We start from the raw sequence: 223 nt of genomic DNA, 5'->3' as shown, positions 1-223 counted from the left end.
GCAAGATTAAAACTCAAAGGAATTGACGGGGACCCGCACAAGCGGTGGATGATGTGGATTAATTCGATGCAACGCGAAAAACCTTACCTACCCTTGACATGGCTGGAATCCTCGAGAGATTGAGGAGTGCTCGAAAGAGAACCAGTACACAGGTGCTGCATGGCTGTCGTCAGCTCGTGTCGTGAGATGTTGGGTTAAGTCCCGCAACGAGCGCAACCCTTGT

The 223-nt window shown here is 51.1% G+C and carries 1 rRNA gene; it reads left to right on the top strand.

Annotated elements, in window-relative coordinates:
- Positions 1 to 223: ribosomal RNA gene (locus tag KO538_RS29165) — 16S ribosomal RNA — on the top strand; the annotation flags it as partial.

This window comes from Janthinobacterium sp. NKUCC08_JDC, from assembly GCF_019345575.1.
GTDB classification, from domain to species: Bacteria; Pseudomonadota; Gammaproteobacteria; order Burkholderiales; family Burkholderiaceae_D; genus Janthinobacterium; species Janthinobacterium aestuarii.
This window is presented reverse-complemented; position numbering and strand designations above follow the sequence as displayed.